This is a genomic window from Providencia sp. PROV189 (genome assembly GCF_028480065.1).
Taxonomy (GTDB): domain Bacteria; phylum Pseudomonadota; class Gammaproteobacteria; order Enterobacterales; family Enterobacteriaceae; genus Providencia; species Providencia stuartii.
The window spans coordinates 59762-85853 of the sequence record NZ_JAMPOG010000011.1; the positions used below are offsets into that span (position 1 = coordinate 59762).

The following is a 26092-nucleotide window of genomic DNA, read 5'->3' on the forward strand; positions in this document are numbered from 1 at the left end:
CAGCTCAGCGCCAAAGATAGATAAGCCGCTTGCTGCATACATACGCATCTGACTAGCCCACATGAGCCTAGTCAACAACACTGCCGCTTTTAGTATGACAGATCACTCATCGTCATAGGCAGGCCCCGCATAGTTATCAAAGCGAGACCATTGACCATTGAACGTTAATCGAACCGTACCAATCGGACCGTTACGCTGTTTACCGATAATGATTTCCGCCACCCCTTTCAAGTCACTGTTATCGTGATAAACCTCATCACGATAGATAAACATAATAAGGTCAGCATCCTGCTCAATAGAGCCTGATTCACGTAAGTCTGAGTTGACTGGACGTTTATCCGCGCGTTGTTCCAAGCTCCGGTTAAGCTGTGATAGCGCCACAACAGGCACATTAAGTTCTTTAGCTAATGCCTTCAGTGACCGAGAAATTTCAGCAATTTCAAGTGTACGGTTATCCGATAATGCAGGGACTCTCATTAACTGTAAATAGTCAATCATAATCAGACTTAAACCACCATGCTCTCGATAGATACGACGCGCACGGGAACGTACTTCTGTTGGTGTTAAGCCAGAGGAGTCATCGATGTACATGTTGCGCTTTTCTGACAGAATCCCCATGGTGCTAGAAATACGCGCCCAGTCCTCGTCGTCAAGCTGGCCTGTACGAATACGTGTTTGATCAACACGCGATAAGGAGGCCAACATACGCATCATGATCTGGCTACCGGGCATCTCCAAACTGAAGATCAACACGGGTTTTTCTTCCGTCATCGCTGCATTTTCACACAAGTTCATCGCAAAAGTGGTTTTCCCCATTGATGGACGAGCTGCAACAATAATAAGGTCAGAGCCTTGTAGACCCGCCGTTTTCTTATCGAGATCTTGGTAACCTGTCGACACCCCTGTCACACCATCGTGAGGTTGCTGATACAGTTTTTCTATTTTTTCAATGGTTTCAGCCAAAATTGCTTCAATATCTTTTGGCCCTTCGTCCTTATTCGCTCTCGACTCTGCAATTTGGAACACCTTCGTTTCGGCAAAGTCGAGTAAATCTTCACTGCTACGCCCCTGTGGGTCGTAACCCGCATCGGCGATATCATTCGCGACTTTGATCATGTCACGCACAACAGCACGTTCGCGGACGATGTCGGCGTAAGCATTGATATTCGCGGCACTTGGGGTATTTTTTGATAACTCGGCAAGGTAAGCAAACCCCCCGACATCATCCAATTTACCTTCCTGTTCAAGGGATTCGGATAATGTGATCAAATCGATGGGTTTACCCTGCTCAAGCAGAGTTTGCATTTGAGCAAAAATGGTACGATGCGGATGACTGTAAAAGTCTGCATGGGTGACACGCTCGGAAACAGTATCCCAACGGTCATTATCCAGCATCAACCCTCCCAATACAGACTGCTCGGCTTCGATAGAGTGTGGTGGAAGTTTTAAGCCTTCCATTTGCTGATCGCGCGGCGCACTGTACTTGTTTTCTGAAGGGTATTTCTTAGCCATACTTTCTTATCCACATCCATAATTAACTAGCACATTAGTATACGCCAAACTTGTTACTGACGTTGGCTTTCTTTGTGTTTTTCTAACGGGTATTGTGCCTTTCGTCGTTGTGGCACTAACCAATAATTCTATCATCAAACCATAGCGTTATTATTGCGTGATTGATATGGTAGGCAAATCAAACGTGAAATCATTTGTGTTGTTTGTTGAAGGCAAGTGAAATTATCCCTATTGAGCCAGCGATGAGAAAATGGGCGTTGTCTGCCCATCATCCAGCCGGTAATTTGATTATACGACAAGTACAAGCAGACTGTTCCTATCGGAGATGATCATGGTAAAACGTATTGAATTTGCACAACATGGTGGCCCAGAAGTTCTCAGCTATTCCGATTTCGACCTAAAAGAGCCTGCCGATAACGAAATTCAGATAGAAAATCATGCAATCGGCATCAACTATATTGATACTTATGTCCGTAGTGGGTTATACCCCGTCGCGAGTTTACCATCGGGGCTTGGTACTGAAGCTGCGGGCATTGTGGTAAAAACCGGCTCCCAAGTGACAGGTTTTCGCCCAGGTGACCGAGTGATGTATGCTCAAGGCCCGCTAGGTGCTTATAGTGAAGTTCATAATGTTCCTGAGCATGCTGTTGCCCATCTTCCTGATGGAATTTCATTTCAACAGGCTGCCGCCTGTGGCCTGAAAGGTATGACTGTCTATTATCTGCTGAATCAAACCTATCAAATCAAACGAGATGAAATCTTTTTATTCCATGCGGCTGCGGGTGGTGTAGGCCTGATTGCTTGCCAATGGGCAAAAGCGCTTGGCGCTAAAATGATTGGTACCGTTGGCAGCGCTGAAAAAGCAGAGCGCGCTAAAGCTGCGGGGGCATGGGAAGTCATCAATTATCAAACAGAAGATATCGCGGCACGAGTCAAAGAGATCACTCAAGGTGAAAAGGTGAATGTCGTGTACGACTCAGTGGGCCAATCAACTTGGATTGCCTCATTAGATTCACTAAAACGCCGAGGTTTAATGGTGAGCTTTGGTAACGCATCCGGCCCTGTGACTGGCGTGAACTTAGGGATTTTAAACCAAAAAGGCGGCTTATACGTCACTCGCCCATCATTAGGGGTCTATGTCACTAATCGGGCGGAGTTAGATCAGGCAAGCCATGCGCTGTTTGATATGATCTTAAGTGGCAAATTGAATGTGGATGTCCCTGAAAAACAGATCTTTGCCTTGAAAGATGTGCAAACGGCCCACCGCACATTAGAGTCGAGAAAAACCCAAGGCTCTAGCCTGCTAATCCCATAATTTTGAGTGAGATGCCAACGACGGTTGGCACCTCACACTACATTATTGGTCGCGGGTGACGAATGCAAGAGCCTGCTCGACCACCGCCAGGTCAGCCCCTTTCTTATGGGCATTTTCGCTCAGATAGCGCCGCCATTGGCGAGCACCGGGTATTCCTTGAAATATCCCTAACATATGACGAGTGATATGACCAAGATAAGTGCCTTGTGATAACTCTTTTTCGATATACGGGAACATTTGGCGAACAGCATCCACCGCATTCACCACAGGTAATTGGCTATCGAATAATTGGTTATCTACCGCAGTCAAAATAGAGGGATTTTGATAGGCTTCACGCCCTACCATCACGCCATCAAGGTGACGTAAATGCTCTTTTGCCTCTTCCAGTGTTTTTATTCCCCCGTTAATCGCCATGGTTAAGTGGGGAAAATCCCGTTTTAGCTGATAAACGCGCGGATAGTCCAATGGAGGAATTTCACGGTTTTCTTTCGGACTTAGGCCGGATAACCACGCTTTACGCGCATGGATGATAAACATTTCACAACCGCCTTTAGTTGAGACGGTATCAATAAAATCACACAGGAATTCGTAGCTATCTTGCTCATCAATGCCAATGCGTGTTTTCACTGTGACAGGTATCGACACAACATCCTGCATCGCTTTCACGCAATCAGCCACAAGCTGAGCATCCGCCATTAGGCAAGCGCCAAAACGACCATTTTGTACGCGGTCTGAAGGGCAACCAACATTGAGGTTGATTTCATCATAACCACGCTCTTGCGCCAACTTTGCACATTGCGCTAATGCCTCAGGGTCGCTCCCCCCCAGCTGTAATGCTACTGGCTGCTCTTCTTCACTAAATGCCAGATAATCGCCCTTACCATGAATAATGGCACCTGTTGTAACCATTTCAGTATAGAGCAACGTATTTTTACTCAATAAGCGATGAAAATATCGGCAATGGCGGTCAGTCCAGTCGAGCATCGGCGCAACGGAAAATCGATTTATGTTTTTATAGCCTGTCATACCTTGAAAAACCTTGTTTTCAGTCATTTTTATATTTGACGTGTTTCGGTGTATCTTAACCTATTTAATCTGTTTTTGCTGTATTGGAAACACGACTAAGGACACCATGGCTTTGGTGTCCTCAACAAATGACGGCTCCCCGCCGTAAAACTGATTTGCTGCCATAAAGCACGCCGATTTTTTTAGAGTAGAAACTTTCATTACCTACGGTCGAGTTTACCCTATTTACGGATTCATTAACTTAACCAGTTGATCGGCAAGTTCAGGCGTTGAGGCACTCAATAGGCTGCCACTAAACATGACGTTATCGCGCTCACCACTTAACGAACACACATCACCCCCCGCTTCACGAATACATGGTATCAATGCTGCGCTATCCCACGGTTTCATAATTGTATCAATGGCCCCATGTAGACGCCCTGTTGCCACCATGGCATGCTGGTAAGCATCGTTGGCAAAAATAAAGTCGCGAGCGCAACTGACGACACGGTCAAGATGGTAAATCGTTGTACCTTCTCGTTGATTGTAAGTGCTACTGTGGATCCCCGATGCGGAAATGACGGCATTAGCGACCTCTTTAGGCGCATCAGTACCTAATGTTAGCCGCCGAGATAAACCGTTATGTGTTTCCAAGTAGCAACCTTGCCCTTTTGCTGCGTAAACTACCGTTGAAATGGCAGGGAAGCTGATCACCCCAACGATAGGCTCCCCCTTTTCAACATAAGCAATCAAAGTGCTAAAGAGTGGAATGCCATAAATAAAGGCGCGCGTGCCATCAATCGGGTCAATCACCCATCCAGATTCGAAAACAGTATCGCCTTCAAGGCCAAATTCTTCACCAAGGATCGGCACATCCGGTGTGTGTTGGGCAAAGTGCTCACGCAATGCCGACTCAACACGTAAATCTGTTTCCGTGACCACTGAACGGTCGGGCTTATAGTCAAAACTGCCCGCACCTTGAAATGCTTCTACGGTCATCGCTCTGACTGATTTTGCCGCTTCAAGCGCAATCGCCAGCATACTGTGGGCTCCTATTTAAAATATAACATTATGGCAATCATAACCCATGATTATGCTTGGGTTTTATGCAGTTTGACCTCACCAAAGGTCATAAAAATCAATGTGCTTCCTGCGCCCCCACGATAAGCCCCTTGTTGCTGATTCAATTCGCAAGCGAGTGCCGTAAATAGCCATGCTTCATTTTCCGAGATGTCACACATCGCATCGGTAAGCTGCTCATAACCTTTGCGTTCAGCAAATTCTTGTACAGCCAATGCGTCTTGTAACAATGGCTCCTCAATCGAGCTATTTGCCCATCCCCACATCCAACTCCCTTGGTTTTGATCATAAGTACCAATGATTTGCACGGGAGCAACAGCAACGAGACCGTCTGGAGCATGAAAAACAATTGTGCCCTCTTCTTGATCGACTGACCAACTTGCCTGATCAAGATGCCAAGTATCACAGTGGAATTGGCTTTTATGCTGTAGAGCATTCATACTTCGCTCGATTAACGTATCGTAAGGTAAATCTTCAAGTTCTTGATTCATTCATATATTCCTTAAACTACAGCGTGATTATCGAACGTCAGTTTTTTATCTTATTTATCCTATAAACTGTCTTATTCACTAACCAATATTTTTTAATGCATCGACGACCAATTGCCAAAACTTAGCATGATCGAGTTTGACGGCAACCTGAGTATGGCAATCTTCAGGAGCCGGATGGCGGAAATCGGCCACAGTCATTCCAAGGGTGAGAGTTCCTGTCAGTTCAATATCTACAGGTACGCGCTGTGTCGTCATGACGGAAGGGTCGATAACATAGGCAACGGCACAGGGATCATGCACTGGTGGAGCATCAAATCCTTGTGCTTGTTTATACATTTTGCCAAAGAAATCGAGTAATTCGACGACAAATTTCGCGCAGGGTGTTCCCACGTCAGCAATGTTAGCAACGATATCTGTGGTGGCAAGCGCTTGATGGGTGAGATCTAAACCAACCATCGTTAGTGGCCATTTTTCATTAAAAACAATATGTGCCGCTTCTGGATCAATTTTGATATTAAACTCAGCCACAGGACTCCAATTTCCTACATGGTAGCCTCCGCCCATCAACACGACTTCTTTGACGCGTTCGACGATACGTGGCTCCAACCTTGCGGCTAATGCGATATTGGTTAGCGCCCCAGTAGGCACTAAAGTGATTGTTTTGGGTGGATGCGACATGATCAATTTAATGATCAATTCTACCGCATGGCAGTTTTCCAAAGTCAACGATGGCTCAGGTAGTTGAGGACCATCTAACCCAGAGTCACCATGAATATCGGGGGCAATTTCAACTTCACGTACCAGTGGTCGTGAGGAACCGGCTGCAAAAGGAATACCACGAATTTTTGCCATTTCAGCAACGGCTAAGGCATTGCGAGTCACTTTTTCAAGCGTTTGGTTACCAGCAACGGTCGTCACTGCCAGTAAGTCAATTTCAGGGTTGCCATAAGCTAATAGCATCGCAATTGCATCGTCATGTCCGGGGTCGCAATCAAGGATGATTTTCTTTGCCATACACCTTACCTTATTGAATTAAAAGGGAGCCTTTTATTAAAGCTCCCAATGTAACCAGCTAACAAAGTAAAATCTATGAGCTTTCGCCGATTTAAAAAATGTTTACTTCAAAACATGCGCATAGACACGTTTTTGTCCATCTTCTGTTTTCGGGATATATACCCCTTGTAGCTCAGGCGCAAATCCCGGAAGCAAGTTGATCCCCGCCTCCAAAGCTTGGAAGTAACGCAAGACAGGCCCTTCCCAAACTTCACCGGGCACCACACACAGTACGCCCGGAGGATAAGGCAGCGCCCCCTCAGCGGCAATACGCCCTTCTAGCTCACATAGAGGAAGCAGCTCCACGTTGCCGCGAATAAACTCAAGGTGCGCTTGTTGTGGGTTCATTTTCACTGTCGGAAAATGCTGCTTACGGAACATCTCTTTTTGCAATTGCTTAATATTGTACTGAACACTCAACTGGTGCATTTCTTGGCACAAACGACGTAATGTGTAGCCTTGATAATGCTCTTGGTAGCGTTGATAAACGGACGGTAACACTTCTTCCAGTGAAGCATCTTCATCCAGTAATTGTTCAAAACGAACCAAATGGGTAACTAGTAGCTCTAACTTCTCTTTACTCTCTGCGGGAGTGAGTAAAAATAAGATGGAATTTAAGTCACATTTCTCGGGGATCACACCATGTTCACGTAAGAAATGCGCCAATATAGTCGCCGGAACGCCAAAGGATTCGTATTCACCACTTTGAGCATCGATACCCGGCGTTGTTAGCATCAACTTACAAGGGTCAACAAAATATTGATTTTCCGCATACCCTTCAAACGCATGCCAACGTTCATTAGGAATAAAATTAAAGAAGCGCTGTTCAGAAGCAATTTGCGCCGTTGGGTACTCTTGCCATGGTTTTCCGTCGACAAATTCAGGCACAAAGGGTCTAAAATAATGGCAGTGGTTGATAATGGCTTTTCTAACCTCAATGCCAAGTCTTACGCACTCCATCCACATCATTTCCCCTGCATCCCCTTGATGCATACGCGCATTGACATCTAACGAGGCAAACAGCGGATAAAATGGACTGGTAGACGCGTGCATCATAAAAGCGTTATTCAGCTTTTTATGCGAGACAAAGCGCTCTTGCCCTTTAATATGGTTATCTTTTTTATGGATTTGCGACGCTTGCGAGAACCCTGCCAATTGTTTATGCACCGATTGAGTCACCATAATACCAGGATCATTTTCATTTAATTCAAGTAATAGTGGCGAACATTGGCGCATCATAGGGATAAATTGTTCGTAGCCAACCCACGCAGAATCGAACAAAATATACTCACATAAATGACCAATTTTATCGACAACCTGCCTTGCATTGTAAACCGTGCCGTCATAAGTACCGAGCTGGATCACCGCTAAGCGGAATGGACGTTCACGCGTATTTTTTTCAGGCATGACGTCATTAATCAATGAACGCAAGTAGTCCTCTTCAAAACAATGCGCATCGATTCCCCCGATAAAACCAAATGGGTTACGTGCCGTTTCAAGGTAAACCGGTGTTGCGCCCGCTTGGATCAGGGCGCCATGGTGGTTTGATTTATGATTATTGCGATCGAATAAAACCAAGTCTCCCGGTGTTAGCAAGGCATTTAACACGACTTTATTGGAAGAAGAGGTGCCGTTTAGTACAAAATAGGTTTTATCTGCATTAAATACGCGAGCTGCAAATTTCTGTGCTTCTTTCGCAGCCCCTTCATGGATCAGCAGGTCTCCCATCGCGACATCAGCATTACACAAGTCGGTACGAAATAGGTTTTCGCCATAAAATTGGTAAAACTGTTCGCCAGTTGGATGGCGGCGAAAAAATTGTCCACCTTGATGACCCGGACAAGCAAAAGTGACATTATGCCCCGCAGCATAATCCATCATTCGCGCAAAAAATGGCGGTAATAGCTGCTCAAGATAGTGATTTGCCGCCGCAAATAATTGACGACTATTTTCACTACGCTCAGCCGGTGCAGGCGGCAAAATTCCCGTTAAATAAGGAGGATGAGGGATATCATCTGGAAGCTGTTTATCACTAATGATAAACAGCGGAATACTGAGTTTACTCTCTGCAACCCTTTTCCACAGCCCTTGATTGGCATCCAACTCGGATAACACAACAGCAGCAATATTGTTTAACTGTGCATCGCGAATATCTACCCATTGGAATTCTCCCGTAAAGTAGATAGCGACCCCCTGGCTACATGCCACATTGATTTTTTTCATAACAGTCTGGCTCTTAGTTAGCTGAGGAAAAGAGGCCGACAATATACTTGATAGGAAATCAGATTGGAATTGCCATAAAGTGCGGGAATAATTCTAATTTTTCGGGAGGAGATAATATTTGATAACCTACTGTTTAATAGCATAAAAAATTTCTATGCCATTTTTAAGTTATCAGCATTAAACAAGGAGAAATGGGTGCGAAATTCATTAACCGACTAACATTAAGCCTATTAGCAGAATATTAGTCGGCCAATTTCTCTAAACTGGGAGCTTAGTTGTTTTTTTCCATATACAGTGTCTGTGTAGGATAAGCGAAGTCCGCACCATGCTGTTTGACGATGGCAATTATTTTTAAATAGACTTCTTGTTGTGCGGCTAACCATTCGGCCCACACGGTAGTTTTCGTAAAACAATACACCATAATATTCAGTGACGAATCCGCAAACTCATCAAAATAGACTAATAATGTTTGCCCAGTATCAATACTTGGCTCTTGTTGCAACATAGTCCGAATATCACTCACAATAGCGCCGATTTTATCGGCATCTTCATAGCGCAGACCTAATGACGTTTTGATTCGGCGGTTAGTCATACGCCCAGGGTTTTCAACGCTTATCGATGAAAAGAGTGAGTTAGGGATATACAAGGGTCGATGGTCAAAGGTGATAATTTTAGTAATTCGCCAACCAATCTCAACCACCGTACCTTCAATGTTTCTGTCGGGTGAGCTAACCCAATCGCCGATATTAAAAGGCCTATCAAAGTAAAGCATGATCCCTGAGAAGAAGTTACTCAGAATATCTTTACCAGCCATACCGATAGCAATGCCGCCAATCCCGCCGAAGGCCATCAACCCCGATAGGCTCATGCCGAAATGTTCGCCAAATAGTAAAACCATTACGACAAAAATGGTGGTTTTAAAGACTCGAGCGATAATACGTGCAGAGGTTGGATCACTTCCTCTTTTTATTTGCGTTTTTTCAAGTCTATTGACGAGCTGAAACAGCTTACGCACGAGAATGATCGCAATGATGGCAACTGTGATGAAATTAATCAGCGGAGTTGAAATAAAGGTTAAATTAAAATCCGTTGCCGCCATATCCAAATATTGAGCGGCAACCATCACCATACTACACAGCACAGCGGTCTGAATAACATGAATAAAAATACTTTTATTCTTATGCTTATGCCTACGTTTTTTACTTATCATCTCGAAAATAATAGCCACGGCTAAACACACCGCAACGATAGTAACGCCAATGGCATATTTTTCGAGTAATGAATCAATCATATCTCACCGCTCCAAGCTGCCCATTTTACTTTTTAATAAAACTTATATGTCTACTACGCTATTTTCGATAAACTCTTGATGGATCAAACGCAGCAATAAAAAAACCTCACTAAGATAGCAACTTTAAACGTGATTTTCTCAACAATTATCAACTGTTTTTTTAGACTATCTAATATGGATATAACGCATAATGTTTACCCCTGATCCCAAAGAAATTGATACTGTACTTCGATTAAATCTACAACAAAAATACCGCTATTTTGTCAGTAAAGTTGCCGATTGGGAGGAAGTTTGGGTGATTTTCTGCCAAGAGGAGCTTGTTACCATGCGAGATAATAACAGACGCTTATTATTACCTGTTTGGCCTGCTCAAGCCTATGCACAGCGTAATCTTAATGGTCAATGGACCAAGTGTACGGTAACCAAGCTAACACTGACCCACTTTATGACAGAAATATTGCCAGATATGGATGGCGCAAATATGACAGTTGCCATGATGGTGGACAGTCAATGCCAAACTTATGTGATTGCCGAAGCGAAGTCGCTATTACAAGATTTAATTGAAGCGTGTAAGCACCGCAGCTCATCGATTTAGGCTGATAATTAACCATAAGGAATAAAACTTTCTCACATGAGTCAGCCTTATGAGCTTATCAGCCTAATTGCCACTCTCGCTCTTAGCGATTCACGATTTAAGCTGCACGAATTCAGCAAATTCTTCAATACTTGGATAAGAGGATTGCGTTCCTTTACCTGTCACACTAAATGCAGAAAACATGACAGCCTTTTTCAAAGCTTCCGCGATATTGCCTGTATGCACATAATAATGAGAGAAACAGCCAATAAAAGCATCTCCTGCACCACTGGTATCCACCGCATTCACTTTAATGGCAGGGATCAACAACTCGTTATCGCGAGTCATCCAGAGTGCACCTTTATCACCCAACGTGACGATAAGATTTTTCAACCCTTTATCGAGCAAAGACTTGGCTGCACGGCGGATGTTTTCCATCGAATCAACAGGCATATTAGTGAGGATCTCAAGCTCAGTTTCATTCGGCACAAAGAAATCACAACGACAAGCAAAATCAAGATCTAACGTACGCTGTGCTGGTGCAGGATTCAGCAATACAGGAATGTTATGTTTGTTACCAAAAGCAATCGCGTGATAAACCGTTTCTAATTGAACCTCAAGCTGCAATACGATCAATTTGCATTTTTTCAAATCGTCAGCCGCACGCTCAATATCTTCAGGGGATAAAAATTTATTTGCTCCTTTCACAATGAGAATGCGATTAGCAGAATTCGGATTAACAAAAATCGGTGCTACACCGCTAGAAGTACATGGCACTTTTTCCACATAACGGGTATTAATACCATAAGACTCAAGATTACGAATGGTGTTATCAGCAAAAATATCATCACCGACTTTTGTTAACATAATCACTTTTGAATTAAGTTTTGCCGCAGCAACCGCTTGATTGGCACCTTTACCACCACAGCCGATTTTAAATGCAGGCGCCTCCAAGGTCTCACCCTCTTTTGGCATCTGATCCGTATAAGTGATCAGATCGACCATATTTGAACCTATAACTGCTATATCCATAACGCCTCTCATGTTAAATAAATCACATTGTGATACTATATTAACATTATCATGTTGCATAAATATCATTCGTGATTAAGATCGCGAATAACGAATGAGCAAGTGTCATATCCGCCACATTTTTTCATTCCTTATTATTGACTCTCTCTATTCTCAATAGGAAAAATTTACATGAAAAATATAGCACAATATATCGATCATACTCTGTTGGCCGCCAATGCAACCGTCAATGACATCAAACAGCTTTGTGCCGAAGCCGCAGAGCACCACTTTGCTTCTGTCTGCGTGAACACAGGTTATGTTCCTTTAGCCAGCGAATGTCTGAAAAACAGCGATGTTATGGTCTGTTGTGTGGTAGGCTTTCCGCTCGGTGCATGCTTAACTGAGGCCAAAGCATTTGAAGCCGCAGAAGCCGTACGCCGTGGTGCTAATGAAGTTGATATGGTGATTAACGTTGGTATGCTAAAAAGTGGTGACCTTGAGTTCGTTCGCCAAGATATTGCCGCCGTTTTAGCGGCTTGTGGTGAGGCAACTTTAAAAGTTATTTTGGAAACTTGCCTATTAACCGATGATGAAATCACCCAAGTTTGTGAAATTTGCCGCACATTAAACGTTGGTTTTGTGAAAACTTCAACAGGTTTCAGTACAATGGGCGCTACAGAGCACCATGTCGCGTTAATGCGTAAAGTCGTTGGTGATAAAATCGGCGTTAAAGCATCAGGTGGTGTGCGTGATCGCGAAACCGCAGAAAAAATGCTCAAAGCCGGAGCTAATCGCGTTGGGGCAAGTGCCAGTGTAGCGATTGTTTCGGGAAACAGTGTAACCTCTAATGGCTACTAAATGTTGGGGCGCGGTTAGCCCGCGCCAATAAAGAAAGGATTGCTCGGTGATAGAAACGAAACAAAAAGAACGCCTTCGTCGTTTGAGTGAATGTATTAAACGCTCAGGAAGAATTCACCTTAAAGATGCCGCAAGAATACTTGAAGTCTCTGAAATGACGATCCGCCGTGATCTGAATGCCGAGACCGAAGGGCCTATTCCAATGTCTCTGCTTGGTGGTTATATCGTTTCTGTCACCCAACCTTCCTCACTGGCACAAAATGATCCTCAAGCCGACATTTTTACCCCCGATCAAACCGAAGAGCTACATATCCCCAATTTAGCGGCGAGTATGGTGTCAGAAGACGATGTGATCTTTTTCGATAATGGGATCGAAATGGCCACCTTAATCGCCTTGATCCCAGAAGAGATAAGCTTTACAGGGATTTGTTATTCACATAACGTTTTTTTGGCTCTAAGCCAGAAAAAAAATGCCACCGCATTACTCTGTGGGGGGGAATATCGCCCTAAAAGCGACTCATTTTATAACCCGACCCAACCTTCTCTCCTTGATTCGATTAACCCGAAAAAAGCCTTTATCTCGGCTGCCGGTATTCATAGTCACTATGGCGTCACATGCTATAACTTAGACGATTTAGCAATGAAGAAAAAAGCGATGGAAAAATCAATCCGCAAAATTTTGCTCGCCAAATACAACCTGTTTGATGAAGTCGCCACGGCCAATATGGGGGAACTTTCGCAATTTGATGTCATTATTACCAATCGGCAACTCGCTGATGAATATGAAACCTATTGCCGCAATGGGTTTGTGAAAGTCATTTACTGACAGCAGTGATACCCAATTTACTGCCTATTTTTTCAACACGCATGATAACGTGCCGAGTTCATCTATTAGCGAACAAGAGGCCATGCCATCGCTCTAGATTTTAATGGTTAAATAGTCGCTCGCTATCTCGGTATTAGGGAAAATGGCTTGGCACTCCGCCAGCAGCATCGGCATATCTTCAGCGCTATAACGACCACTGATATGCGTCGCAATAAAACGTTTCACACCCGCGTCTCGCGCTAACTGCGCCGCTTGCCCTGTGGTACTGTGCCCCCGATCATTGGCTTTTTCATGATACGCATTTTCCAGCGTCGTTTCATGCACCATAACATCCGCATTCTTTGCCAAGAAAAGAGCCTGTTCCGTTGGTTTGGTATCCCCAAAAATCGCAATGACTTTGCCAGGCTTTGGCTCACCTAAATAATCAGCACCATTAACACGGCGACCGTCGGCTAACATAATAGTTTCACCGGCCTTTAACGCTTGCATCCACGGGCCACGTGGAATGTTATCTTGCGCTAATTTATCAACATCTAATGAACCTCGTTTAGGATGTTCTTCAATACGGTAACCATAGCATTCAACGCGATGGTCAAGCGGGTAGGCTGTCACGATTAACTCACCATCATCAAACAACTGCCCTGGCTCTATTTCGATCATTTCAAGAGGATAAGTCATATAAGAGCTGCTCAGGGTCAGTACTGTTTCGACATACTGTTTTAAACCTTTTGGACCATATAACGTTAATGGATCAGTTGATCCCCTCATTGAGCGGCTACATAACAGCCCCGGTAATCCAAAAATATGATCTCCATGTAGATGGGTAATAAAAATTTTTTCAATTCTTGGCGCCTTAAATACGCTATTTAAAATGCGATGTTGAGTTCCTTCACCACAATCAAACATCCAGTATGTTTTACGTATGCCTGTTAGGTTTAATAGCATACTGGTGACGTTACGCTCTTTGGTCGGCACACCGGCACTCGTTCCTAAAAAGGTTAACTCCATCTTTTCACACTCCATACTTAACTGTTTTTATTATTTTTATAATAAATAAACTTAATGTTTCTAATAGATTACTGAGTATCTTATCAATTTCGCCAAGCACTAAGCCTTTTTCACTTTATCCCAATCTAATCCAAAACGCGCCAAATACTTACGTAACCTATCTGCATCATTCGGCTGCTTTTTCTGCTGTCTTGAAACAGCAAACAGTACTCTACCCGCTTCTGAGAGACTTGATGAGCGACGGCATACATCTAATACTGTGGCTAATTGTTGCTGTTCAAATAGGTCAATTTCGCCAACTTCTGGCGGCAACGTGTCTTTTGCTTTTGTGACCCACTGCGATTGCAATCTCATGATCTCTTCATCAACGACCGCTTTTGTCACACGACCACGTTCAGCAAAGGTTGCCATGCGGCTGATTGATGCTCCGAGTTCACGGAAGTTACCCCGCCACAACGCTTGCGCTGAACAGGCAAACGTTAAGTAAGCTTGGCGAGCTTCACTATCAAAGCGGATTTGGATTTGTGCATCCTGACTAAATTTAGCCAACTCATAATCGATATTAGGCTCAATATCCTCACGTCTTTCCGCCAGCCCAGGTAAGGTGAAAGTCCACATATTGATACGCGCAAATAAATCTTCGCGAAATTTACCCTCTTCAACCCATTGCGCCAAATTACGATGTGTACCCGCTATCAATTGAAAGTCACTTTGCACTTCCTCATCGGAACCGTACGGAAAAAAACTTTTTTCTTCAATGGCTTTTAGTAGCATGGCTTGTTCGTCCAGCCCTAATTCAGCAATTTCATCTAAAAATAAGATACCACCGTCAGCCTCTTTAAGCAGGCCACGACGTGGGTTAATCGCGCCTGTAAACGCGCCTTTAATATGCCCAAATAGCGTTGACATCGCATTATCACCGCGTAACGTGGCACAGTTAACCTCAACAAAGCGCCCTTTAATATGATGGCGACTTTCTCGCAATTGATAAATTCTACGCGCCAAAAAGGATTTACCCGCCCCTGTAGGGCCATTTAATAAGATAGGCGCTTTTGAACGTAAAGCGACTCGCTCGATCCGCTCAATCATCGCGTTAAAATTCGCGTTACGAGTTGCGATACCTGATTTCAAAAAAGACACTTGAGCCTGTTGCTCTTTTTGAAAACGGCTCGTGATGTGCGTATAGCGACTGAGGTCGAGATCAATCACCGTATAGATACCCGCGGGATCTTTTTCTCTTCCCGCTTCTGTCGGTGAGGTTTGCAATAATTTAGCGGGTAAATAGTGTGCTTCTGTTAACAAGAACCAGCAGATTTGCACCACGTGAGTACCCGTCGTGATATGAACCAAATACTCTTCATTCTCAGTGTCAAAAGGGTAATTTGAAGAAAAATCCAGTAACGAGGTATAAACCTCTTCAAAATCCCACGGATCAGCAATATCCACCTCGCGTAATATGACCTCCGTCTGTGGTGAGACTTGCTCAATATCCTCTTTCACATGATGAGCCATATTATAATTATTTACCTGATGGATTAATTCAAAGCGATGAATATCCAGATCAGGTTGCTGACATAGCCCAACTGAAGGGCGCCATTTCGTCCACCGATTCGTTCTTTTTCCACGTCGATCCAGTGCCGTACCTAATACGCCAATAACAACCTTACGCTTCTTATTCATTTTATATAAATTTATAAATCACGATAATTAAAGATAAAAAATAGCATAGGTTATTTTTTATCTGAATCATACCAGAATAATTCCAAAAAAATTAAGTTATTACATATCAATAAGATAAATATTTTTTTGTTATTTTAAACAAAGTTGGCACGCTTATCGCAATATTAAAATCATCCACTGCCGGATATTGTCAGAACTTCGGTTCTACCGGTGCAGACATGGTGGCGAAATGATGTCACTACATGGTCTGTATTCCGCCGTCAGTAAGATAATAACTTAATGATAGTTAATCTGTTCCTTCCAGAACAAAAAGCTTGATATAACAATGGGTTATAAAAATTAGGCAACACACCACCCTCCGAGATCTTTATCGGGTCATGGGCAGAACCTTAGACAGCCAGTTTGACGGCACTCTAACTTTCCCCCCATCACTCCATACTTTTCTTCGATGGTGGCTCATAATAATAAAGGAATAAATAATGAAAAAAATAATTGTGGCACAAGGACAAATTGCGCTGACCGAGAAAAACGGTAATTTTCAGCATCTTTTGCTAGCAGGTGAACACCGTATCAATGATTGGTTTAATAAACTCACCGTTAGCTTGTTCACACTTAATCATGAACCTATTGATGCAAAGTTGGCTGATCATTTGCGCCAATATCACCCTGATTGGGTGGAAGCGCATTGTATAGATATTAATTTATCGGATAACGAGATCGCTTTTTTATATCTTCATAATAATTTGACTGAAATTTTAGCGCCGGCAACGCGACGCCTGTATTGGAAAATTGCAGAAACATTACGTGTAGATATTCAACAAACTGGTGATATTGCTATCCCACAAACATTAGTCAACCGCCTAAATAGCAAAAAATGGATTAAGGGTCGAGATATCAGCTTAGTGGTCCAAGTTCCAGCGTGGCATGTTGGGGTATTAAAGGTTGATGGTGAAGTCAAAACATTATTGCAACCCGGAAATTATGGTTACTGGTGTATTGAACACCAGCCTCAGGTAGACGTTATTGATACCCGTTTACTGGCGATTGAGGTCAGTGGTCAAGAGATCCTAACCAAAGACAAAGTGACATTGCGTATCAATTTGTCAGCCAACTGGCGCTACCGTGATATTTTGTTGGCCTTCTCAAAGTTGAGCCAACCCGTCGATTATCTCTACCGTGAGCTACAGTTTGCCTTACGAGAAATTATCGGCACACGCTCATTAGATGAGTTACTGGAAAACAAGCAACTCATTGATGAATTGATGCTAGAACAAATTACCCAATGTGTCGCTGAATTTGGCTTGGATGTCGATAGCATTGGCGTAAAAGACATTATTTTGCCGGGTGATATGCGAACTATTTTATCGCAAGTGGTAGAAGCGGAAAAGGCCGCCCAAGCAAACGTGATCCGCCGTCGAGAAGAAACCGCGGCAACACGCTCATTATTAAACACGGCAAAAGTCATGGAAAACAACCCCATTGCTTTACGTTTAAAAGAGCTGGAAACACTAGAAAGCATTGCGCATCGAATCGACCAAATATCCGTTTATGGTGGATTGGATCAAGTATTAAACGGACTGGTAAAAATTAAGGAATAAAGAATGAACAATAACGCTGTTAACGAACTTATTTTGGAAAATAGCGCACCTGTAAAAATGTGGACTAACGGTGTACCGGTTGATCCTAAAGCCGTAGTACAACTGCAAAACACCGCTAAAATGCCTTTTATTTTTAAACATTTAGCAGTAATGCCTGATGTACATGTCGGTAAAGGTTCCACTATTGGTAGTGTGATCCCAACCAAAGGCGCCATTATTCCGGCTGCCGTTGGCGTTGATATCGGTTGTGGGATGATAGCAGTGCGAACTTCACTAACCGCCTCTGATTTACCGGATAGCCTGCAAAATATCCGTTTTGCAATTGAAGCGGCTGTTCCACATGGACGTACAACTCAACGCCATGGTCGTGATAAAGGAGCCTGGCATCGAGCACCCGAAATTGTTGATCAGCATTGGGCGCATTTAGATGAAGAATTTAAACGTATTTGTGATAAATACCCAAAACTACGTGGAACAAACCACTACAACCATTTAGGAACATTAGGAACAGGTAACCACTTTATTGAACTGTGTTTAGATGAACAAGATCGTGTATGGGTGATGCTACATAGTGGTTCTCGCGGTGTCGGTAACGCGATTGGTAACTTATTTATTTCATTAGCACATAAAGATATGCAACAGCATATTGCCAATCTGCCTGATCGCGATTTGGCGTACTTTGAAGAAGGGAGCCAACACTTTAATGATTACATGGAAGCCGTAGGTTGGGCACAAGATTTCGCTCGCCATAACCGTGAAGTCATGATGCACCGAGTACTAGAAGCACTATCAAAAACGATCACGAAGCCATTCACCACACAACAAGAAGCGGTGAATTGCCACCATAATTATGTACAAAAAGAGCACCATTTTGGTGAAGAGATACTGGTAACCCGTAAAGGAGCCGTATCCGCGAGAAAAGGGCAAATGGGGATCATTCCCGGCTCTATGGGGGCTAAAAGCTTTATCGTACGCGGTTTAGGGAATGAAGAAAGTTTCTGCTCTTGCAGCCATGGTGCAGGCCGTGTGATGAGTCGAACAGAAGCGAAAAAGCGCTATTCTGTGGCAGATCAAAAACTAGCAACAGCCCATGTAGAGTGTCGAAAAGATAGTGACGTCATTGATGAGATCCCAATGGCATACAAAGATATTGATGCCGTGATGGCCGCACAATCGTCATTAGTAGAAATCGTACATACACTGCGTCAGGTCGTGTGTGTGAAAGGATAGGAGAATGGCATGGAGAGTGAAAGCATAACGCCATTAATGCGAGAGCGCATACAAAAAACATTAGCTGAAATAGAAACAACCCATCGGGTAAAAATCCTGTTTGCGTGCGAGTCTGGAAGCCGCGGTTGGGGTTTTGCTTCTTGTGATAGCGATTATGATGTGAGGTTTATTTATGTTCATCAATTAGATTGGTATTTAACACTCGATAGAAAACGCGATGTGATTGAAAAACCCATTGATAATGAACTGGATGTTTCCGGTTGGGAATTATCAAAAGCTTTAAAATTGATGCGTAATTCTAACCCCGCGTTAATTGAATGGCTGCATTCGCCAATTGTTTACCACAAGGATGCGTCATTTATTCAACAATTTGAATTATTAGCGTCAAAATTCTATTCACCGCTAAAGGCACGTTATCACTATTTATCCATAGCAAAACGTAACTTGCGGGAAGATTTTAAAGGGGAAACAGTACGCCTAAAAAAATATTTTTATATCTTAAGGGCAATACTGGCGTTGCGTTGGATTGAACACTCAAAAATCATGCCACCAATGGCTTTTTCACAATTGGTCAGTGCAACAGTCACCGATCACGCCGTTTTGGCGGAAATCAATGAACTGTTAGTGATCAAACAAAATGTAGATGAAAGCGAATATGGTTCACGGCGCCCTGCTATCGACAGGTTGATTATTGAGACGATTGAAAAATCAGAAAAACTCAATCTTCCAGAGCCTTATTGCCGTGATAGCGCTTTATTAGATAAGTTTTTGCAAAAAGCTATCTTAGCAAACGATAGATAGCCACCATCAATCCAGTCATTTTTAATTAGCGGTGAGGCCATTCTCGCCGCTATTTTTTATTCTCGCCTTAAGCACCAATGTTATAATACGATTTCCAGCCAACGCACAGAGTAACCAATGACCCGCACTCAACGTTTATTGACTTTATTACAGATATTAAAAGAAAGTCGCTATCCCATTACGGCAGAGTCTCTCGCGTCACAATTGCACATCAGTATTCGGTCTGTTTACCGTGATATTGATGAACTACGCTGCCAAGGTGCCGAAATTACAGGTGAAGCAGGTATCGGCTATCAGCTAAAATCCGGTTTGTTACTTCCCCCTTTAATGTTCGATGACAACGAACTCGAAGCGCTGATCTTAGGTTTACGCTGGGTACAAAGTAATGCCGATGAAGAGCTGAAATTATCCGCCATGCGCGCAATCAATAAAATCAATGCGGTTGTCAAACAGGGGTCACAAAACCTTATCAATCAAACGACATTATTTGCACCTAGCACACAAATTGCACCGATTAATAATGTGATTGCGAAAAACCTAAGACTGAGTTTACGAAAAGAAATAAAAGCTAAAATTGACTATCAAGATGAAAGTGGGAAATTTAGCAGTAGAGTTATCTGGCCAATCGCAATTGGCTATATGAAAGATACCCAAGTCTTAGCCGCTTGGTGCGAACTCAGAGAAAGTTATCGCCATTTTCGCTTAGATCGGATCCAATCCTATATTGCTCTGGAGGATAAATTACCCTATCCCAAACATTATTTATTTGAGCAATGGCGAAAAGAGACTTTATGTGTGACTACTGACAGAATCTGACACACCGCTACCTTATGATAGCGACTCAACTTAATCATAAGGAAAAGGCGATGAGCTCACTTACCCTATATACAAATTCGATGTCACGCGGCAATACGGTCGACCTGCTATTTAAACTGTTAGATGTACCTTATCAGCGAATTGAGCTTGAATATGGCGAGCAAATGCATACTGCCGAATATCTTGCTATTAATCCGATGGGAAAAGTTCCCGCTTTAGTCGATGGTGAACATATTATCACTGAAACTGCGGCTATCTGTGTCTATTTAGCCGATAAATTTATAGAAAAAGGGTTAGCGCCGGCGTTTAATTCCCCACAACGAGCAGCCTATTATCGCTGGTTCTTTTTTACCGCAGGCCCTATTGAAGCGGCATTTACAACGCATGCAATGGGCTTACAGTTAGATGAAGCACAGCAAAAAATGTCAGGTTTTGGCTCATTTAAACGCGTTATGGATTGCCTAGAAACAGGACTTAGTAACGCTGCACCTTATATTTGCGGCCAACAACTAACCGCAATCGATGTGTATGTCGGGGCTTTTCTTCTATTTATGGAAAAGATAAATTTTATCGAAAACTCCGCGGTCATTAATCATTATCTCGACACATTAAAATCTCATCCAAAGTTCGCCAAAAGCATTGCATCATAAGCTTTTAAGGATACAGGCCACCATTTATGATGGCCTGATATTCATCGTATTGAGCCTTAACGCCACGTTGCACTCTTCATAACAGAAAAGCGCCCTGCTCCCATTAACGCAAGTGCAATTGATCCCACAAAGAAATAAACAATACTTTCAATTGCCCATGCCCCCGTTTTATCCAATAAAAACGTTTTATCAAGCCCTACCATTAACCAAGCAATAAACATGGTAAAAGCGACAAGCAGCGCGGCTGGGCGAGTGAGTATCCCTAATATAATGAAAATCGGTGCGACAACTTCCCCCAAAATAGTTCCATAAGCAATAAATTCGGGTAAACCATATGCAGCAAGCATAGCTTTAATGCCACTAGCGCCTGTTAACAATTTACTCATGCCATGGAATAACATTAATCCGCCAATAGTAATACGTAATAACAATTTTCCAGCATCGTCATGTGCCAATAACCGATTTACTGTGCCTATCATTGTGTGCTTCTCCAAGAAAAATATACTGCAACCTATGACGCGTTTACGACCAATACAATAAGAGTGACTTTTATTTATTATTGTTATAGCAGCATTGTAGTTATTTAATAGCTTTTACTCTTACTTTGGTGACACCAATAGCATTTATTCATAAAACTAAGGTATGAACTAAAAAATAAAAGGTCAATCAACAACAATTAAGTCAAATTTAAAAAAAACAAAAAATACTAAATAAGAGCATTCTAAAAAGAGTGTTAATGAATTAAGATAATTGATGTTCAAAATAATTGTTATTTATTTAAGATTTCAATCAAAAATAAAGAATATAACGATATATTTATATCATCAATATAAAATAATAATGATATAAATTCATTGCTATTTTGTTACTAACATGTAATTTTGTCATATCAAAGAATGTGCGGTTAATGAATTCAAGCAAAATAGCATCTCATTAATACGAGGCATAAAAATGAAACCTGAAACTAACGCCCATCATTCATATAACTCTTATATACATCAGCTAAAAATATCCGAGATCATGAGTTATTTACAGTCACTGGATATTCCTTTTTCATATAGATCAAAAATTTTATATAATAAATTTAAATTACTAAAATTAACAGAAGTTGCCCCCATACAAGCTTATAACGAGTTTCTACGTTTAATTGCTCATGAAACAAAAGATCAGCATTGGTGTGCGAAAGCGGGTATCGCAGCCCCCTATCATAGTTACTCACCGATCAGTGAAATTTTTATGTCGGCAAAAACATTACATGCCGCTTTAATCGAACTCAACCAATATACCGATCTATTTCAAGGCAAAACACACACTAATATTGTCATAGAAAACAAAAAGGTTTTAATCAATTATGAAGTGAGTATATTTAAGCCTGAATACTATAAGTTTGACATTGAGTACAGTTTATTTAGGTTAGTGAGTCAAATAAGAGAGCGACTTGGTAAAGATTGGATACCTGATACATTTTATTTCCAATATGCATTAAGTCGAAAAGATAAAGATAATTTGAAAAAAATCATTCCAACTCACTATGAAGACAATGCTAAATTCAATGGTATTTCATTTGATGAAGAGTGGCTAAATGCTGGTATTAATAAAAAAGAGCATGATGAAACGTTCATTTTTTTCTTAAAAAATCATCTAAATAAACTTAAACACTCAAGTTGTATGCCCGAATCCATGAGTATGAAAGTGCAAGATATTATGTACCAACATATTTTATCACAAAAAGACATTTCATTATCTTGGGTAGCGGCAAAACTGTATATCTCACCAAGGACATTACAACGTAAATTAGCAAAAGAAAATATTAATTATTCAGATATTCTGGATAAAATTCGCTGTGATATTTCTATCGATAAACTCGTTGAAGAGAAGATTAGAATAGATAGCCTAGCTGAACTACTAGGCTATACGGACAGCGCCGCTTTTTCAAAAGCATTTAAACGCTGGACTGGCTCACCGCCACTTCAATACATCAAAAAACAGGGCTATCATAAAGCGTGAAAATTGTGCTCTTCAAGCCGTTTATTAATCCGCTTCATATAGGCTCCAATAGGGATGCTAAACCATTGCTCATCCGTATAGCCAACGGCAAACCCGGTGTTGCGCATTGACTTTAAGTCTAAGAGCAAAATAATCGCGACATCGACCGCTAACTCTCTAAAACCAAGTAAATACACATCATCTTTAATTTTTAGGTAAGTTGCTTGGTCACAATCACATTCACCATGTCTTACCCCTCCATAAATATGATACGCATACCATTGGCTATTAATATAAATATGTTCAACGGCGGTACTTTCACTGTATTCATTCAGAATATGTAAGCCAATAAGATCTCGTGTTTCTGCGGGGAGAAGCGTATTATCGTTATCGCCAATAATCTTTCCAACATGATAATGCTGTTCGAATCTCGGCGTCGTTTTCTTACTTGGCTGGTATTGAGAGCTAAACAGGACAACATGACTATTATTGAGATCTAGTACTAAAATTGAGTGAGCAAAATCAATGCTCCCTTTTGATAATTCAATTAAAAATACTTTATCCGCAACTTCGGTCATATCGCTGATTTTTCTTTTTTTCTTATCAAAATAAGAGCTTAAAAAAACACTATTCGTTATAATATGGTCATGTTCATCAATACGAAAATAAAAACTTTCATTGTTTAAATAAAGATTGAATTCAATATTAATAATGTCATAACTTCTCTTTATTCGATTCTTTTTTAACTCATTCGTAAACATATCAAATGATGTATCAGAAATTATTTGCTCTGTCATGTTATCACCTGTGATATAAATTAAAATGAATGAATGCTTATTTCTAAAAATGACTTGTTATTCATGAGTTTTTTAACTGGCAATGTCTCTACAATATAATTTTCCACATGGGCGCTTGTTAACTTCGTCATTAGCTCATCATGTATAATATCAATATAAGCCTCACTACTATTTTTACTCTTAACATATTTTATTGTGACTCTAATACTGGATGAAAAATTATTTTCCAATATATTATCTATATGTTTTTTTGCATGTATAAAGCTATCATATAAATCTAGGTTAAGTTGAAAGCAAGCATAGTGAATAGGTGCAGCCAACTGTGATAATGGGCTTTTTACAAAACCGTCTATTTCTATTAAAAATTCATCAACGGCCATCCCATCACAATAGGTGACATTGAGTTCACAATTAATAGCTTGAATATTTCCAGTATATTTAGCAATCTCGTCTTTTATCAGATCTATTACTGGCTGATATGCGACATCACTACGAAGATAAACATTTAATAAAATAAGATCATCCATTGAGTAATCTAACTCAATTATTGAACGATTAATTTTATCAAAAATCACCGCAACTTGCTCTTCAAGGGTATCATTGATGTAATAAGCATGGCTATTATCATCGGAAACAATCAAAGCTTCCGTGCCTGTAATATAAAGTAGCTCCTCATAAATTAAAGAGCGGCTAACGTCCATTTCCATATTATAGAAAGGTAAGCATTGAACCGCCTTGTTATGACGAGGAAAAATAAACTCAATGGCTACCAGAGCATTATCATTGCTAAAATTCGGAAGCCGAATAATTGTTCCAACAGGCTTTTTATTACCGTAGCCTTGTGCTATTTCGTGGCTAACTTTATGAAATTGATTAATCGCATAGATGGGATCAACTTTATCACTTTTAATCGCTATTGTATGTTTTAGCATATCCGCATAACTAATACCCATTTTTATTAATGCATTATTTACTTCAGAGATAATTATTGCTAATTGAGTATCAAAATCGCCTCCCGAAAAAGAAGAGTGCCACCCAATAATGACATTATCATTGGTTTTTAGTATATTCATTATGTCTCACCCAATTAATAGATCAATTTAATGTGTAACGCTTGCTCTAATAGAATATTGTTACAAACCCAATTTAATCGCTTGGTGATTTATTAAATTTTCTTGTAACTCTTTGAGTGCTTGAGGAATCGTTTGTTGTTGGATAAAAGAAATAAAAGGGTCGACAACCTGAGTATTTATGCCACTTAACCCTTCTAGTAGTGCTAATGCACAAAAGGGAACATAATGCTCAGAATAGCCTCCTTCATGTATGACAACCACTTTTCCATGGCAAACGTCCTGAGCGACCGCGACAATACTTTCTATCATTTCTCGATAACTCTGGCTATGGAGTTGCATATGTCCTAGAGGGTCAAAGGTACTTGCATCATAACCACTGCCAATAATAATGAGATCCGGTTTGTAGGTCCTAAGAGCAGGGATTGCTATTGTTCTTAATGCATATAAATATTCATCATGGCCACATCCCGGTAATAACGGAATATTAATATTGAATCCTAAACCTTCTCGGTTACCTTGTTCTTCGATACCTCCTGAGTTAATTGGGAAGCAGTTATCTTGATGCATAGAGATGGTAAGCACTTTATTATCGTTATAAAAAATAGCTTGAGTTCCATTTCCATGATGAACATCCCAATCCAATATAGCGACTTTTTTTGCCCCTAAATTCTCAAGGGCATATTTAGCGGCAATACTGCTGTTCGCTAAATAGGTCGCCCCCATCGCTTTATCTGGCAAAGCATGATGGCCTGCTGGCACACATACGGCATAAGCCCTATTTAAAGAACCGTCCATCACTTGATGAACAGCGGCTTTTGCTTGGCCTGCGGATAATAGCGCTATTTGATACCCCCCCGGTCCAAATGGTGCCTGTAAACCTAATTCCCCCCCTTCATTTTTACTCAGTTCAATAAAATCATTCAAATACTCTTGGGTATGAACACGCGCCGCATCATTATAAGTAATGGGGGGTGCACTGTATGAAAATAAAAATTCATTCATGCCACTCACATCAATTAAGGATTTAAAACGACGTACGCAACTTGCAGAGCTAGCCCCAAATTCATTATTCGCGAAAGGTTGCATCCAATTCATTTGATTATAAGCTAGCGGTGATGATTTATAACTCCGCCCCCATAAACAATATTCATGATAAAAAAGACCAGTTTTAATCGTGGAGTCTTTCATGCTGCAAAACATATTATTCCCCT

The 26092-nt window shown here is 41.5% G+C and carries 24 protein-coding genes; 10 read left to right on the top strand and 14 right to left on the bottom strand.

Annotated features, from left to right (window positions below; all coding sequences use genetic code 11):
- Window positions 1–102: 102 nt before the first annotated feature.
- Window positions 103–1512 (bottom strand): replicative DNA helicase, encoded by a 1410-nt coding sequence (gene dnaB / locus PR833_RS09245; protein ID WP_004924545.1) that lies wholly within the window; start codon window positions 1510–1512, stop codon window positions 103–105.
- A gap of 331 nt (window positions 1513–1843) precedes the next feature.
- On the opposite strand from dnaB, the gene PR833_RS09250 reads away from it, so the two are divergent.
- Entirely contained in the window at window positions 1844–2827 is a 984-nt protein-coding gene (locus tag PR833_RS09250; protein ID WP_036942008.1) for an NADPH:quinone reductase, read from the top strand.
- Between the two features lie 42 nt (window positions 2828–2869).
- Here the strand turns inward: PR833_RS09250 and dusA are convergent, their stop codons facing one another.
- The 6 genes from dusA to PR833_RS09280 all read right to left on the bottom strand — a co-directional run bounded on the left by dusA (window position 2870) and on the right by PR833_RS09280 (window position 9970).
- Window positions 2870–3880, bottom strand: coding sequence for a tRNA dihydrouridine(20/20a) synthase DusA (gene dusA, locus PR833_RS09255; protein ID WP_004924554.1), 1011 nt, complete (start codon window positions 3878–3880; stop codon window positions 2870–2872).
- A 198-nt stretch (window positions 3881–4078) separates the two neighbouring features.
- Window positions 4079–4873: an inositol monophosphatase family protein gene (locus PR833_RS09260; protein WP_014656881.1), complete on the bottom strand. Its 795-nt coding sequence runs from the start codon at window positions 4871–4873 to the stop codon at window positions 4079–4081.
- 50 nt (window positions 4874–4923) lie between these two features.
- Window positions 4924–5403 (bottom strand): DUF6882 domain-containing protein, encoded by a 480-nt coding sequence (locus PR833_RS09265; protein WP_272526046.1) that lies wholly within the window; start codon window positions 5401–5403, stop codon window positions 4924–4926.
- A gap of 78 nt (window positions 5404–5481) precedes the next feature.
- The gene (gene uriH / locus PR833_RS09270; protein ID WP_004926079.1) at window positions 5482–6417 is read right to left on the bottom strand and encodes a uridine-preferring nucleoside hydrolase UriH; all 936 of its coding nucleotides are present in this window, start codon (window positions 6415–6417) and stop codon (window positions 5482–5484) included.
- Window positions 6418–6519: 102 nt separating this feature from the next.
- Window positions 6520–8679 carry an ornithine decarboxylase gene (locus tag PR833_RS09275; protein ID WP_014656883.1) on the bottom strand — a complete coding sequence of 720 codons (2160 nt, stop codon included), beginning with the start codon at window positions 8677–8679 and terminating at the stop codon, window positions 6520–6522.
- A 271-nt stretch (window positions 8680–8950) separates the two neighbouring features.
- On the bottom strand, window positions 8951–9970 hold the full coding sequence (locus PR833_RS09280) for a mechanosensitive ion channel family protein (protein ID WP_004926073.1): 1020 nt from the start codon (window positions 9968–9970) through the stop codon (window positions 8951–8953).
- 190 nt (window positions 9971–10160) lie between these two features.
- Here PR833_RS09280 and PR833_RS09285 point away from each other — a divergent pair, with 190 nt between their 5' ends.
- On the top strand, window positions 10161–10565 hold the full coding sequence (locus PR833_RS09285) for a DUF2750 domain-containing protein (protein ID WP_272526047.1): 405 nt from the start codon (window positions 10161–10163) through the stop codon (window positions 10563–10565).
- Between the two features lie 90 nt (window positions 10566–10655).
- On the opposite strand, the gene rbsK is transcribed toward PR833_RS09285, so the two are convergent.
- On the bottom strand, window positions 10656–11576 hold the full coding sequence (gene rbsK, locus PR833_RS09290; protein ID WP_036942016.1) for a ribokinase: 921 nt from the start codon (window positions 11574–11576) through the stop codon (window positions 10656–10658).
- 171 nt (window positions 11577–11747) lie between these two features.
- Here rbsK and deoC point away from each other — a divergent pair, with 171 nt between their 5' ends.
- A complete protein-coding gene (deoC, locus tag PR833_RS09295) occupies window positions 11748–12416 on the top strand; it encodes a deoxyribose-phosphate aldolase (protein WP_272526048.1) in 669 nt (222 codons plus the stop codon).
- Between the two features lie 46 nt (window positions 12417–12462).
- Window positions 12463–13242, top strand: a complete 780-nt coding sequence (deoR, locus tag PR833_RS09300; RefSeq protein ID WP_014656887.1) for a DNA-binding transcriptional repressor DeoR — start codon at window positions 12463–12465, stop codon at window positions 13240–13242.
- A gap of 93 nt (window positions 13243–13335) precedes the next feature.
- On the opposite strand, the gene rnz is transcribed toward deoR, so the two are convergent.
- Together rnz and rtcR are read right to left on the bottom strand one after the other, a co-directional pair.
- Entirely contained in the window at window positions 13336–14250 is a 915-nt protein-coding gene (gene rnz, locus PR833_RS09305) for a ribonuclease Z (protein WP_272526049.1), read from the bottom strand.
- A 99-nt stretch (window positions 14251–14349) separates the two neighbouring features.
- Window positions 14350–15930: an RNA repair transcriptional activator RtcR gene (gene rtcR / locus PR833_RS09310; RefSeq protein WP_272526050.1), complete on the bottom strand. Its 1581-nt coding sequence runs from the start codon at window positions 15928–15930 to the stop codon at window positions 14350–14352.
- Between the two features lie 476 nt (window positions 15931–16406).
- Between rtcR and PR833_RS09315 the strand changes: the two genes are divergently transcribed.
- The 5 genes from PR833_RS09315 (at window position 16407) to PR833_RS09335 (ending at window position 21025) form a co-directional block, all read left to right on the top strand.
- Window positions 16407–17528, top strand: a complete 1122-nt coding sequence (locus tag PR833_RS09315; RefSeq protein ID WP_169342296.1) for a slipin family protein — start codon at window positions 16407–16409, stop codon at window positions 17526–17528.
- 3 nt (window positions 17529–17531) lie between these two features.
- Window positions 17532–18758, top strand: a complete 1227-nt coding sequence (locus PR833_RS09320) for an RtcB family protein (RefSeq protein WP_004926062.1) — start codon at window positions 17532–17534, stop codon at window positions 18756–18758.
- A 9-nt stretch (window positions 18759–18767) separates the two neighbouring features.
- Entirely contained in the window at window positions 18768–19559 is a 792-nt protein-coding gene (locus tag PR833_RS09325; protein WP_036942019.1) for a nucleotidyltransferase domain-containing protein, read from the top strand.
- Window positions 19560–19676: 117 nt separating this feature from the next.
- Window positions 19677–20375, top strand: coding sequence for a helix-turn-helix transcriptional regulator (locus PR833_RS09330; RefSeq protein WP_004926059.1), 699 nt, complete (start codon window positions 19677–19679; stop codon window positions 20373–20375).
- A gap of 50 nt (window positions 20376–20425) precedes the next feature.
- Window positions 20426–21025 (top strand): glutathione S-transferase family protein, encoded by a 600-nt coding sequence (locus tag PR833_RS09335; RefSeq protein WP_014656891.1) that lies wholly within the window; start codon window positions 20426–20428, stop codon window positions 21023–21025.
- Window positions 21026–21081: 56 nt separating this feature from the next.
- Here PR833_RS09335 and PR833_RS09340 read toward each other — a convergent pair whose 3' ends face one another.
- Window positions 21082–21504, bottom strand: a complete 423-nt coding sequence (locus PR833_RS09340) for a DoxX family protein (RefSeq protein ID WP_014656892.1) — start codon at window positions 21502–21504, stop codon at window positions 21082–21084.
- A 472-nt stretch (window positions 21505–21976) separates the two neighbouring features.
- Between PR833_RS09340 and PR833_RS09345 the strand changes: the two genes are divergently transcribed.
- Window positions 21977–23032 carry an AraC family transcriptional regulator gene (locus PR833_RS09345; protein ID WP_004926055.1) on the top strand — a complete coding sequence of 352 codons (1056 nt, stop codon included), beginning with the start codon at window positions 21977–21979 and terminating at the stop codon, window positions 23030–23032.
- Here PR833_RS09345 and PR833_RS09350 read toward each other — a convergent pair.
- From PR833_RS09350 to PR833_RS09360, 3 genes are read right to left on the bottom strand one after another with little or no spacing between them, the layout of a single operon-like run.
- Window positions 23020–23808, bottom strand: coding sequence for a MoaF C-terminal domain-containing protein (locus PR833_RS09350; protein ID WP_004926053.1), 789 nt, complete (start codon window positions 23806–23808; stop codon window positions 23020–23022). The two genes, PR833_RS09345 and PR833_RS09350, sit on opposite strands and share 13 nt — an antisense overlap.
- A 20-nt stretch (window positions 23809–23828) precedes the next feature.
- A complete protein-coding gene (locus tag PR833_RS09355; RefSeq protein ID WP_036942031.1) occupies window positions 23829–24881 on the bottom strand; it encodes a RidA family protein in 1053 nt (350 codons plus the stop codon).
- A 60-nt stretch (window positions 24882–24941) separates the two neighbouring features.
- Window positions 24942–26081 (bottom strand): class II histone deacetylase, encoded by a 1140-nt coding sequence (locus tag PR833_RS09360; RefSeq protein WP_014656896.1) that lies wholly within the window; start codon window positions 26079–26081, stop codon window positions 24942–24944.
- Between the last annotated feature and the right edge of the window lie 11 nt (window positions 26082–26092).

Bases quoted from the DNA above. Each gene is read 5' to 3' on its own strand.
- PR833_RS09335 (WP_014656891.1), top strand. From the start codon at position 20,426: ATGAGCTCACTTACCCTATATACAAATTCGATGTCACGCGGCAATACG.
- PR833_RS09350 (WP_004926053.1), bottom strand. From the start codon at position 23,808: ATGACAGAGCAAATAATTTCTGATACATCATTTGATATGTTTACGAAT.
- dnaB (WP_004924545.1), bottom strand. From the start codon at position 1,512: ATGGCTAAGAAATACCCTTCAGAAAACAAGTACAGTGCGCCGCGCGAT.
- PR833_RS09325 (WP_036942019.1), top strand. From the start codon at position 18,768: ATGGAGAGTGAAAGCATAACGCCATTAATGCGAGAGCGCATACAAAAA.
- rtcR (WP_272526050.1), bottom strand. From the start codon at position 15,930: ATGAATAAGAAGCGTAAGGTTGTTATTGGCGTATTAGGTACGGCACTG.
- PR833_RS09355 (WP_036942031.1), bottom strand. From the start codon at position 24,881: ATGAATATACTAAAAACCAATGATAATGTCATTATTGGGTGGCACTCT.
- PR833_RS09280 (WP_004926073.1), bottom strand. From the start codon at position 9,970: ATGATTGATTCATTACTCGAAAAATATGCCATTGGCGTTACTATCGTT.
- PR833_RS09320 (WP_004926062.1), top strand. From the start codon at position 17,532: ATGAACAATAACGCTGTTAACGAACTTATTTTGGAAAATAGCGCACCT.
- PR833_RS09340 (WP_014656892.1), bottom strand. From the start codon at position 21,504: ATGATAGGCACAGTAAATCGGTTATTGGCACATGACGATGCTGGAAAA.
- PR833_RS09360 (WP_014656896.1), bottom strand. From the start codon at position 26,081: ATGTTTTGCAGCATGAAAGACTCCACGATTAAAACTGGTCTTTTTTAT.
- PR833_RS09250 (WP_036942008.1), top strand. From the start codon at position 1,844: ATGGTAAAACGTATTGAATTTGCACAACATGGTGGCCCAGAAGTTCTC.
- PR833_RS09345 (WP_004926055.1), top strand. From the start codon at position 21,977: ATGAAACCTGAAACTAACGCCCATCATTCATATAACTCTTATATACAT.
- PR833_RS09265 (WP_272526046.1), bottom strand. From the start codon at position 5,403: ATGAATCAAGAACTTGAAGATTTACCTTACGATACGTTAATCGAGCGA.
- rnz (WP_272526049.1), bottom strand. From the start codon at position 14,250: ATGGAGTTAACCTTTTTAGGAACGAGTGCCGGTGTGCCGACCAAAGAG.
- rbsK (WP_036942016.1), bottom strand. From the start codon at position 11,576: ATGGATATAGCAGTTATAGGTTCAAATATGGTCGATCTGATCACTTAT.
- PR833_RS09285 (WP_272526047.1), top strand. From the start codon at position 10,161: ATGTTTACCCCTGATCCCAAAGAAATTGATACTGTACTTCGATTAAAT.
- dusA (WP_004924554.1), bottom strand. From the start codon at position 3,880: ATGACTGAAAACAAGGTTTTTCAAGGTATGACAGGCTATAAAAACATA.
- uriH (WP_004926079.1), bottom strand. From the start codon at position 6,417: ATGGCAAAGAAAATCATCCTTGATTGCGACCCCGGACATGACGATGCA.
- PR833_RS09275 (WP_014656883.1), bottom strand. From the start codon at position 8,679: ATGAAAAAAATCAATGTGGCATGTAGCCAGGGGGTCGCTATCTACTTT.
- PR833_RS09330 (WP_004926059.1), top strand. From the start codon at position 19,677: ATGACCCGCACTCAACGTTTATTGACTTTATTACAGATATTAAAAGAA.
- PR833_RS09260 (WP_014656881.1), bottom strand. From the start codon at position 4,873: ATGCTGGCGATTGCGCTTGAAGCGGCAAAATCAGTCAGAGCGATGACC.
- deoC (WP_272526048.1), top strand. From the start codon at position 11,748: ATGAAAAATATAGCACAATATATCGATCATACTCTGTTGGCCGCCAAT.